Origin of the sequence: Arcicella sp. LKC2W (genome assembly GCF_034931005.1) — a bacterium.
Classification (GTDB): Bacteria; Bacteroidota; Bacteroidia; order Cytophagales; family Spirosomataceae; genus Arcicella.
Map to the genome: position 1 here is coordinate 114918 of NZ_JAYGIN010000022.1, position 12139 is coordinate 127056.

Sequence of the window (12139 nt, forward strand, 5' to 3'; positions counted from 1 at the left end):
TTACTCCTACCTTCATCATCTGTTTTGCCCCACCTCTAAGATTATTACGATTATCCTCTAAACTGAAACTTTATCTAAGTCCCAATTCGATTTCATGGCTTTGTCAGGAATGAATTAATAATTATTGTTCAATCTGTTGTTCTATCAACTTTTCTGCTTGAACAAGTATAAATATTTGACTGGATAAATATGACCTTATAACCCGAAATTTAACAATGAAAAATAATGTTTTAGAAAAACAGGAAATCCAAAAGTTGGATAACTATTTTAGTAAAGAGAGAAAAAAATGTTTTGGACTTCAAATCAATCAATCTACCAGCGACTGTTCTATGTTTGCTCGTTTATTGAAACATACTCTCAATAATTTAGGAGACCCTTTTGATGGTTTTGGCGGGCAAGTTCACACTTTGGGTTATGAACGTGAACTCATTTTCTTGATGGCTGACTATCTCCGAATATCCCACGAAGAAGTATGGGGATATACCACCAGCGGTTCTACAATCTCCAATATTCAGGCTGTACATTTAGCCAATTTAAAACTCAACAACGACGGTATTTTAGTTACTTCAAATCAGGCTCATGCAAGCATAGAAAAATCTGTTTCTTTACTTAGAGTGAAAGAAATGGTTGAGATTGAGGCAGATTTATATGGTAAAATAGATTTGGATAAGTTCAGTTCTTATTTAGCCAAAAATCGTGACAAATCATTTATTTTCTGTTTTACCTCTGGTACAGTGTCCAAAGGAGCGTATGATGATGTAAATAAACTCATAAAAATCATTCATGACCATAAAATTCCGAGAGAACGCTACCATATTCATATTGATGCTGCTCTCGGTGGATTAATTACTCCTTTCATTGATGCTGAGGATATTAGAGCTGATTTTAGCATTCCAGAAGTCGATAGTATTGCGGTTAGTTTTCATAAACGTTTGGGCGTACCCTTTCCGAGTTCCGTTTTCTTGGTCAGAAAAAGTAACCTCAAAAATATCCAATATTCTTTTGTGAACGACTATAACTCGCTTGATACCACCATTGCAGGTTCAAGAGATGGTCTGTCTCCCTTTATTGTGCTTACAAAATTGAAAAGTATTGGCTTTGATAATATGGTTTTGCGGACAAAGAAAATCATATCAAAAGCCACATTCTTAAACAATCAATTGATGGCTAAGGGAATCCCAACTATTTTTAACGAACATTCTCCTTGTGTATATTTCAAAGCACCACATCCGAGTGTTATAAAAGAATATCACTTACCGAAATATCGTCACGCCAACGGTGACGTATATACTCATGCGTTCACTATGGAGCATATTTCAAAAAATAATATTGTAGATTTTGTTGAACAATGTTCTTTGAAATAGCTTCAGAAATAGGCATACGTCGGGGCTGAATTGGGTAGTTATTTGTTTCCAATAAAAATCTGTTAGCCTTTTGTCGGGTTAATAAATAGCTACTATCACCCCTACCCTACTTTATTAGAGCAAAATCCAATCGCTAACCGCCAATAGCTACTGAGGAACGTGTAAAATTTGCATACTACCACTCTTTTTTTACTGATAGTTTGATGATGTTTTGAAGATTTAGCGACAAACGTTTTCTTGATGCTATTCTCTCTCAAAAATACAATCAACCTACCTGACAAAACTTTGATTTTCATAAATCATTGATAGTCAATTCTATGGCAATCTGAAATCTTAAACTTTAAATCGTCACTGTCATTAATTGTGACAATAATCTAAACTGAAAAACAATGAGACATTTATCCAAATTGATTGCGGTAGCCTTATTAACCATACTTTATGGTTTTACGGTACCAAGCTCTATTTCGTATCAAGAACGAGAGGAATTAGCCAAAGATTTTAAATTTGAAAAAAGCATTTTATATAAACCCGAAGGGATTGTACCGATAGATATACACGAAGTACACCCTCAGTACAAGAAAATTGATGCTTGGGTGTCAGTAGTGGGAGCTGCCGTAAATGTTACCGATTTTGACGGGGATAATTTACCCAATGATATTGTTCACGTTGACCCTCGATACAATACCGTTTCAGTATTCCCTGCAACTGGTACAGGCGAGAGATACAAACCATTCCAACTAAGTCCCAAAACATTATCGTATAATCCAGCATCAATGCCACCGTCAGGAACTTTGGCAAATGACTTTAACGAAGACGGTAAAATGGATATTTTGGTGAACTATTTAGGACGTTCGCCGATTATTTTCTACCAGACAGCCAACGGATTCACAGAAGCAGAATTGAACCCAACGGTTGAAAAATGGTTTACCACTACCAGCACCATTGCCGATTTTGATGGCGACGGACATGATGATATTTTTATCGGAAATTATTTTCCAGACGATTCAAAATTATATGAAAAAGGAGCAACCGATAAAAATCAAGTAATGCAACATTCTATGTCGAGAGGCGATAATGGAGCGACTAATCGCATATTTTTATGGGCAGGAATCAACAATGGAAAAGCTGTTTTTAAAGAATCAAAAGACTGGCTTCAAGGCTTAGATTTTCCTTACGACTGGACTTTGGCAGTGGCAGCAGCAGACTTAAACGGTGATATGCTTCCAGAAATTTATATTGCCAATGACTTCGCTCCTGACAAACTTTTACTCAATAAATCAACCAATGGCAAACTTTCTTTTCAGGAATTGAAAGGTCCAAAAGGTTTCTTCTCAATTCGTTCAAGTGTTTTGGGTAGAGATTCTTTCAAAGGAATGGGCGTAGATTTTGGGGATATTAATGGCGACGGACTCTTAGATATATACGTAAGTAATATTGCTGATGATTATGCTCTTCATGAAAGCCATTATGCTTTTATTAACACAGGCGATACCGAGTCGTTTACCAAAGGAATTGCTCCTTTCGTTAATCAAAGTGAATCTTTGGGACTGTCGAGAAGTTCGTGGGGTTGGGAGGCTCGTTTAGGAGATTTTAACAACGATGGAGTTCCAGAAGCGATACAAGGCACAGGGTTTAGAAAAGGAAAAACCAATAGATGGCCCGAACTCCAAGAATTAGCCACAGGACACGATGAATTTTTAGCAAATCCAGAAAATTGGCCTAAAATCAATCAAGGTGATGATATTTCAGGTCATGCTCACATTCCTTTTTTTGTAAAGCATAAATCAGGAAAGTATTATGATATTTCTGCCAATATAGATGTTGATGATATTCAGGTAACAAGAGGAATTGCCACCGCAGATTTTGAACATGATGGCAAGTTAGATTTTGTAGCATCATCGCAATGGGAAGATTCAAGAATGTATCATAACAAAAGCGAAACCAAAAATAATTTTTTAGGATTAAAACTTATCTTATCGCTCGATTCCAACAATCATAAAGTGCTTATTGACCCTAAGCAAAAATTGAAAGCTAAATACGCTCTTGGGGCAAAAGTGACGGCTTACACAGTTGGCGGAAAAAAATTGGTCAGCTTTGTAGATGGCGGCAACGGACACACAGGAAAACGAAGCAGTGAAATTCACTTCGGTTTGGGAAAGGCAGCCGCCAATAAAATCGACAATGTTGAAATTTCATGGAGACAATCTGACGGAACAGTAGCGTTAACTAAAGTCAAACTTAATTCAGGCTGGCATACCGTTGCCTTACCGTATTAAGTAGAAATTAGGCATTAGGATATTGTTTCGAGAAGTTCTTTCAGAGGATTAAATTCCCCCAAAAAACTTATTAAACAGTCTATTCAACTCTAAATTGTTTACTTAAATAACCTTTTAACTTATTAAAATCATGACAAAGAAAGACAACAGAGTCCCCGCACTCATAAGATTTGCTTCGGCAATAACGGTATTAAATTTATTTGGTCATTTTTATCTTGGCTTCGAGCAATCCGTAGCTCACTGGGTGATTGCGTTATTGACCGCCTATACACTTGAAATTAGTTTTGAAATCTTAGAAGCTAAAATCAATAAAAGACCTATTTCATTTATGAAAGGCAATGTAAAAGAGTTTATTTATTTTCTTTTACCTGCTCATATTTCTGCCTCAGCGGTTTCTATGTTATTATTTACCAATGAAAGATTAATGCCAATTGTCTTCGCTACTGCCGTTGCGATGCTATCAAAAGTATTATTTAAAGTAAATATCAACGGCAAACCTCGCCATTTCCTAAATCCATCAAACACAGGTATTGGTACAATGTTACTTATTTTTCCTTGGGTGGGCGTGGCACCACCATATCAATTTAGTGAAGCTACTTCTGGATGGGTGGATTGGTTATTAGTTTGTATTTTTATGACATTGGGTAGTTTATTAAATGCCGTTTTTACCAAAAAAATCCCTTTGATATTAGCATGGGTTGGTGGATTCTTTTTGCAAGCCGTTATTAGAACAACCATCATGGATACCTCAACCATTGGTGCCTTGATGCCGATGTCTGGCATTGCCTTTTTACTTTTCACCTTCTATATGATTTCAGACCCTGCCACTACCCCAATTACGAAGAAAGGACAAATTGTGTTCGGACTCAGTGTAGCCGCAGTTTATAGTATCATGATGAGCTTACACATTGTATTTGCCATGTTTATCGCCTTGATGACGGTTTGTACTGCCAGAGGTTTATATTATTGGTTAATAGATATTTTTGCCACAAATGAAGTCAAGATTCAATCAACTATTAGAAATGGCAAAATGAATTATCAGGACACCTTAACGCACATTAAAGAACCAAGTTATGGTTCGATGGTGAATGGAAACATCCCACATTTGTAAAACCATATCAATATTCATCATGGAAAAGTTAAAAATTATTCGAAAACTTATTTTAGGTTTACCACTTTCAGAAGCAGAATTTAAAATTCGTGATTTTGAAGTAGGTCTTCCAGCACAAGATAGATTGGAATTGGTTGCCAAAACGGTAGTCAATGCCTATAACATTGCTTTGGAATGTGGTTTGTCAAAAAGCCTTTCCATTGCCATTGCACAGGTATCAAATGAGCTTGTAGGTTTCTTCCACGAAGGAGCAGCAATGGGCTTGTTTACTTTAGATTTATTTTCAATCTCAAATAAAAATCGCCTGTACGATTTTATTGAGGGTGAAGGACGAAACCATGCCTATATGTCCTACATTGGGGCTGGCATTGCTTCTGCTATATTCAGAAATAATAATTTTGAATATTTCACCACAAAAGCAAATTCAGAGGGTGAGTCGCTTTTCTTGAACGGTATCGGTTTTTATAATGCTTACTTTAAGCCTCAAAAAACCCTCAAAGAAATGTTTATTCCTCGCTCATTTGCAGGTAAAAAAGCCTATTTCGTTGAAGGATACGATAACGGAATAGGGCGTGCCGTTTGGTTTTATAATTCAGGCGAACCCACTAAAATTGCGGAAACATTAAGTGCCTTTCCTGAAGAAAGACAAGGGGCAATTTGGGCTGGAGTTGGTTTGGCGGCTACTTATGCAGGTGGCGTTTCGGAAAGGAAAATCCATTTATTGAAGGATTTATCTGGTAAATATGCCTATCGTTTGGGTGAAGGTTCGTTTTTGGCAACTCACACAAGACAATTAGCGGGCAATCCTCACGCAACCGATAAAACAGAGAAAATATTGACAGGCAGAAGCTCTATGGACTGTCATGAATTTGCGATGGAAGTTATTGAAAAAACACTGAGAGGTGAAAAATATATCAACGGTGAACCTTCTTTCCAACTGTTTTTAAGTATGATTCGAGAATGGGTAATTGCTAATCAGGCAACAAATGTTTATGTGGCTGAAAATGAAATTATGTCATAAAATACCCATAAAGCGTACTTACCTCATAAACCTAACTGTTTCTGGAAATATCAAAGAAACAGCCAATTTAAAACTATGAAATATGAAAACTAATGAAGGAATAGCGATAGTAGGAATGGATTGCAGATATCCAGGAGCAAATAGTATTGAGCAATATTGGGATAACATTTTGTCTTTACGCCAACAATTTAGACACATTCCTGACAAACGCCTGAATATGAACGACTACTATTCTAAGGATAAATCGAAAGTAGATAAAACATATTCTCAAACAGCTTCAGTAATAACAGGTTATAGCTTTGACAGAATAAAATACAAAGTTTCTAAAAGCACTTTTGAACGTACTGATTTTACGCACTGGTTAGCGTTGGACGTAGCCGCAGGAGCATTGAAAGATGCAGGTTTTGAAAATGGAGAAGGTTTAGATAAAAATCGTGTTGGGGTTGTATTAGGAAATTCTTTAACGGGCGAATTTAGCCGTTCAGGAATTATGAGATTGCGTTGGCCTTATGTGCGTAAAGTGCTTGAAAAAACACTTAAAAACTTAAACCACACGCAAGAAGACATCAACATGATTCTTAACAATGCCGAAAAGAATTATAAAGAGCCTTTTCCCGAACCCGATGCCGATAGTTTGGCAGGAGGTTTGAGCAATACCATTAGCGGAAGAATATGTAATTATTTTGATTTTCATGGGGGCGGATTCACCATTGATGGGGCTTGTGCGTCGTCATTATTAGCATTTGAAAATGGTTGTAATTCTATCTTGAACAATTCTCTTGATGTGGTTTTGGTGGGTGGTGTAGATTTGAGTATCGACCCTTTTGAAATCATTGGTTTTGCCCGTAACGGTGCATTGGCAATGAACGAAATGGAAGTATATAGCACCAAATCAGAAGGTTTTTGGCCTGGTGAAGGTTGTGGAATTGTCGTTTTGATGAAAGAATCAGAAGCTATTGCTCGCAATCTCAATATTTATGCAGTCATCAAAGGTTGTGGCATTTCGTCTGACGGTAGCGGTGGTATTACCAGACCAAAACCTGAAACGCAACAATTAGCGTTTGACCGTGCCTACGAAAAAGCAGGGTATAAAATTAGTCAAGTGGCTATGTTTGAGGGACATGGCACTGGTACGCCCACAGGCGACCAAGTGGAAATGTCTGCCATTGTCAATTCTTTGAAAGAGGCAGGGAAAAACGATATACCCGCCATTTTGGGTTCGGTCAAACATTTGATTGGACATACCAAAGCTGCGGCTGGCGTTGCAGGTGTTATTAAAGCATCTTTGGCTATCAAAAATGGCGTTATTCCTGCATCTCGAAGAAATACGCCTCATGCTCTTCTGACGGAAAATGAAAGTCTTTTACAATTGGCAACTAAACCGATTTTGTGGGAGAAAAATATCCCGATGAGAGCCTCTGTGTCATCAATGGGATTTGGTGGTATAAATGTGCATCTAACAATGGAAGAAGCACCCAACCACAAAAAAATCAAGAAACTCTCAGGCAAAATACTCAAACTGTCAGATTCTCAAAGAGATAGCGAAGTTTTTCCATTTTCGGCAACTTCCAAACAAGGATTTTTAGAGATAATCGCTCGTCTCAAATCGTTGTCAAGAGATATTTCTCGTGCAGAGTTTGTTGATTTATCAGCCACCATCACGGCATCTTTTGAAGATAAAGGTATTTGGAGAGGTTCGGTAGTGGCAAAAACGCCCAATGAATTAGCTGAAAATTTAGGTATTTTAGAAAACGAAATTATCCAAAATAAAACCAGATTTATTGATACCAACAAAGGTATTTTCTTTGATTGTAATGGTAAATCTCAACCAATTGGATTTCTCTTTCCAGGGCAAGGAGCTCCCATTTATCCAGATTTTGGAGCATTTTCAGCATGGGTAAATCAACCAAAAACAGCCCCAAAAGCTCCCATTTGTGGGGTTGCAGATACCTCAGTAGCACAACCTGCCATTTTACAAAGTTCCTTAACATCAATAGAGATGTTAGAAAAATTTGGGGTTGAAGCAAACTTTGGTATTGGGCATAGTCTTGGAGAAATTTCAGCTTTGGCATGGGCAGGTGTTATTGAAAACGAAGATGCCCAAACGCTTGCCGTTGCTCGTGGAAAAGCGATGTCTCAATTGGGTGAAAAAGACGGAACAATGCTGGCTATCAAATGCGATGAAAAGACCATAAAGGAAATGATAAGCAATTATAACGTGTTTATTACGGGTTATAATGGCACAGGAAATTTTGTGGTTGGCGGACATATTGACGAGATACAAAAGGTTCAAAATCAGGCTCTAAGCGAAGGTATTCATCATGTTAGGTTGAAAGTGTCTCATGCTTTTCATACACCCATGATGAAACAAGCCGCTATGCAATTTAAGACAGATTTGGCAGGAATTGAATTTAATACACCTATCAGAAAAGTCATTTCAACCGTAACGGCAGAAAGTATTTGTTCAGAAACGGATATTCAACAAATGTTGTTTGAGCAAATTGAATCGCCTGTATATTTTAGTCAGGCAATTGAAAAAATCAAGCACGAAAACCCCATTTTAATTGAAGTGGGGCCTGGTAATGCTCTTTCTCGGTCTTTGCAAGACTATCAAGATTTCGAGGTTGTTTCGCTTGACTTTGGTAGTAATTCTATTCGTGGATTGCTCAATACGCTTTCGCTGACCTATATTTCTGGCAACAGTGTATATTTTGATGAATTGTCAACGAATAGATTTTACAAAGAATTTGATATTGAAAATTGGCGTTTAGATGCTTTTGTAAATCCTTGTGAACAAAATGAGTTTGAAAGTTCATTTTCTGAAGAAACGCAGGAAATCAACCTTTCCGCTACTCAAAATGAAGCAACGGATAATTTTTCTGGAGAGACGAATCTCGAAACCTCCGTTATTGGAATTACTAATTATCTAAAAGCGATTATCAGTAAAAAAATCGAAATTCCCCTTGAAATGATTAAGAGTGAGGATAGACTCATGTCGCAACTCCATATCAATTCACTGGCAATTACCGAAATTTTATCTATTGTTGTCAAAGCATTCAACAAAAGCCAAATCGTATTTTCAGAAGCTTCCATTCTGGCAAATTCAGATGCCAACATTGAAGAATTGAGCAATGTTATTTTTAAGGGTGAAAGTAGTATCAATAAAAATTCGCTGAAGGAAAATATCTCTTTTGAAAAAATCCATAATTGGTCGCATATTTTTCAAAGAAAACTGAATCCTAAAAAAGCAAGTTTACTCAATATTGAACAATACGGGGGCAATGTTTTTGTGGCAGGCAATGACGACCAAGTAAAATTATTGGCTCCAATCCTCACAGATGTTTCTGCCAATATTGGGGACGCTTCAGTTTTCGTATATTCATCTGCGTTAGCTTGTAAAGAGTTATTTAAGTTTGTAGAATTTTTGAGAAAACCCGAAATAAAGGAAGCTAAAAAAGTAGTATTAATCGGGATAATTGATGAGGTAATTACAGGAGATTTAAAACCTATCCTGAAAACCTTTCAATTGGAAAATCCAAGATTTTCAACACTCAGTATTGAAATCCAAAGCAAGGATAATGCTTTTGATAAAATTCGTGGTGAAATCAGAAATGCGACAAAATATAAAGAAGTATCGTTTGGGGCAGATGGCTTTCGAGCAGAATCTGAATTGGCATTTTTCTATCCAGAAAAGGCAAATATCAAAAATACCTTATCGTCGGAAGATGTCATTTTAGCAACGGGTGGCGGTAAAGGAATCACTTTTGAGTCGGTCTTTAACATAGCCAAATGTACTGGGGCAAAACTGATTATTATGGGGCGTTCATTGCCAGAGAGAGACGATGAATTACGGTCAAATTTGAAAAAACTTGATGAAAATATTATCAACTATAAATACCTTTCGGTTGATGTATGTTCGCAAGAAAGTGTTTCGGAAGGTATTGCAACAGCAATCCGTGAATTTGGCAATATTACAGCTTTTATTCATGGTGCAGGAGTCAATTATCCCAAAGCCTTACATTTGTTAGAACCGCAGGATTTTGACAGAACGCTTTTGGTAAAAGTGGAAGGACTCAAAAATGTATTGGCGGCTCTAAATCTTGACTCGCTAAAATTACTGATTGGTTATGGGTCAATTATCGCACAAAGTGGAATGCACGGAAATGCAGATTATGCTTGGGCAAATGACCAATTGGCACTTTTAATTGAAAGCGTAGGAAAAGAACATTCATCTTGTCGATGTATGACTTTAGAATGGTCTGTTTGGGACGAAACAGGCATGGGCGTTTCTCTGAATACCATCAATACGCTAAAAGAAAAAGGGGTTTTTGCTATTCCTGTGGCTCATGGCGTTGAAATTTTGAAGGCAGTTATTGCCGATAAAAACTATGCTGGCGGGCGACTTATCATTTCGGGACGCTTTGGAAATATGCCAACCTTGAACTATGTCAAGGAACGGTTACCATTGGGACGTTTTGTGGCAAATATCAAACATCATATTCCAAAAGTGGAAATTGTATCAGAGGTTAGTGTCAATTTGAAAGAGGATATTTATTTGCAAAATCATGTTTTTCAAGGACAATATGTATTTCCTACGGTCATGATTTTGGAGGGAATGGCTCAAGTTTGTAGTGCTTTGGAAACAGAAATGCCCATTTGGACATTTGAGGATTTAAAGATTAATAAGTCCATATTTATTCCTCAATCTGAAGCAAATACGGTTCGATTTATCGTCACGAGAGTTTCCAGATACACTTTTCATGCTGTTGTACAGAGCGAAGATTCGGATTTTCAGGTAAATTGTTTTGAGGCTTATATCAAATTAGGTAAAAATGATAATGTGGCATTATTTAAAAGTTTGCCCCTCCCCTACTCAAATAAATTACCTTTTGATACGGAAACAAAGTTTTATGATGACTTATTATTTCATCATGGGCCATTCCGTCGAATCAATGCTTTTTCAGAGCTAAGTGCTTTAAAATCAATGGCAAGTGCTACTGAAAACCTAACGGATTTATGGTTTAATGCGTATTTACCGCAAAATCAAATCTTGGGCGACTCAGGGCTTAATGATGCTGCTATTCATTGTCATCAGGCTTGCAGACCTCACCAAAGTTTGTTGCCTACGGCGGTCGGTAAAATTGTTTTTAATCCTAATCCCATCGAAGGACCTTTTTACATCAGTACGCAGGAGGTTCATCATATCGGAAACGTTACTCGGATTAATAGCTACGTTGTCAATGCCAAAGGTGAAATAAAACAATATTGGGAAAACTTAGACTTGACCAGTGTTGCGGGAAGTGGCTTCTCGGGTGAATGGAACTTAATTCTATTGGCAAATTATATTGAATATCTTTTGATAAATTTTTCGAGTGGTGGAAATATTCATAGACCCAAAAATTTCATAAATCATTTGAGTCCAATCAATTCTAAAGACTTCGATAAAGTATCTATTGCCATAGATGGTTTTTATGTAACCCTTAGAAAAGACCCGATTGGTACTTCTGAATCTGAAATATTGAAACAAGGTAAATTGTTTAGTCAAAACCTTAAAATAAGCCAAATTAAAGAGGTTGTTACTTTAGAAATAGAAGTATTACCGAAGATTGCTAAAATCACAACACTCATAAACACAGAAGAAAATGCCTATAATTAATACAAATGAAGGAGCTTATTACGAGTATAGATTTGTAACCAGCTTTGAAGAAACCAATGTGGTCGGCAATATATATTTTGCCAATTATGCCGTTTGGCAGGGCAAATGTAGAGAGATGTTTTTGTATGAATACTGCCCTGATATTATCGAGGAAATCAAAAATGGCTTACATCTCATTACACTTGATTTAAGCATTCAATACATCGGTCAACTATTTGCTTTCAATAAAGTAGTGATGAAAATGTACATGGAAGCCCAAAGTGTCAGTAGAATATTGATGCGTTTTGAATATTACCTTGAACAAGATGGAAACCTCACGTTAGTGTGTAAGGGTCATCAAGCTACGGCAGCCATGCGAGAAATCAATGGAATGATGATTTCAACTCACTTTCCAGAGTCGATGATGGATATTGAAGGGCTTTTGGCTGGGGTTTAATGGACTTAAATACCAAGAATAAATTATTTAAGAATATTGATTTCGTTCATTTGGTAGTGGCGTATAGCATACGCCAATGTCATGACGATGTTGGCGTATGCTATACGCCACTACTAAATGTCAAATAATTTATTCCAAATGCTTACGATAAATAATAGGTAATTCCATGAGGTAAGTAAGAATAACAAATTAATTAATAATATTAAATATTGTCATCATTACGTAGGGGCGTATCGCATACGCCCAAAAAGTCGAGATGTGGGCGTATGCGATAC

6 protein-coding genes are annotated in these 12139 nt (G+C 36.9%); all 6 read left to right on the top strand.

Features of this window, described 5'->3' with window-relative positions; genetic code table 11:
- Nucleotides 1-215 precede the first annotated feature (215 nt).
- The gene (locus VB796_RS18035) at nt 216-1364 is read left to right on the top strand and encodes an aminotransferase class V-fold PLP-dependent enzyme (protein WP_323347976.1); all 1149 of its coding nucleotides are present in this window, start codon (nt 216-218) and stop codon (nt 1362-1364) included.
- A 389-nt stretch (nt 1365-1753) separates the two neighbouring features.
- Nucleotides 1754-3640 (top strand): CRTAC1 family protein, encoded by a 1887-nt coding sequence (locus VB796_RS18040; RefSeq protein WP_323347977.1) that lies wholly within the window; start codon nt 1754-1756, stop codon nt 3638-3640.
- A 130-nt stretch (nt 3641-3770) separates the two neighbouring features.
- Nucleotides 3771-4751, top strand: a complete 981-nt coding sequence (locus VB796_RS18045; RefSeq protein ID WP_323347978.1) for a hypothetical protein — start codon at nt 3771-3773, stop codon at nt 4749-4751.
- A gap of 19 nt (nt 4752-4770) precedes the next feature.
- Nucleotides 4771-5772 carry a DUF1702 family protein gene (locus VB796_RS18050; RefSeq protein WP_323347979.1) on the top strand — a complete coding sequence of 334 codons (1002 nt, stop codon included), beginning with the start codon at nt 4771-4773 and terminating at the stop codon, nt 5770-5772.
- Between the two features lie 82 nt (nt 5773-5854).
- Nucleotides 5855-11428 (top strand): SDR family NAD(P)-dependent oxidoreductase, encoded by a 5574-nt coding sequence (locus tag VB796_RS18055; RefSeq protein ID WP_323347980.1) that lies wholly within the window; start codon nt 5855-5857, stop codon nt 11426-11428.
- Nucleotides 11415-11864 carry an acyl-CoA thioesterase gene (locus VB796_RS18060; RefSeq protein ID WP_323347981.1) on the top strand — a complete coding sequence of 150 codons (450 nt, stop codon included), beginning with the start codon at nt 11415-11417 and terminating at the stop codon, nt 11862-11864. The genes VB796_RS18055 and VB796_RS18060 overlap by 14 nt, the downstream gene beginning before the upstream one ends.
- Nucleotides 11865-12139 lie beyond the last annotated feature (275 nt).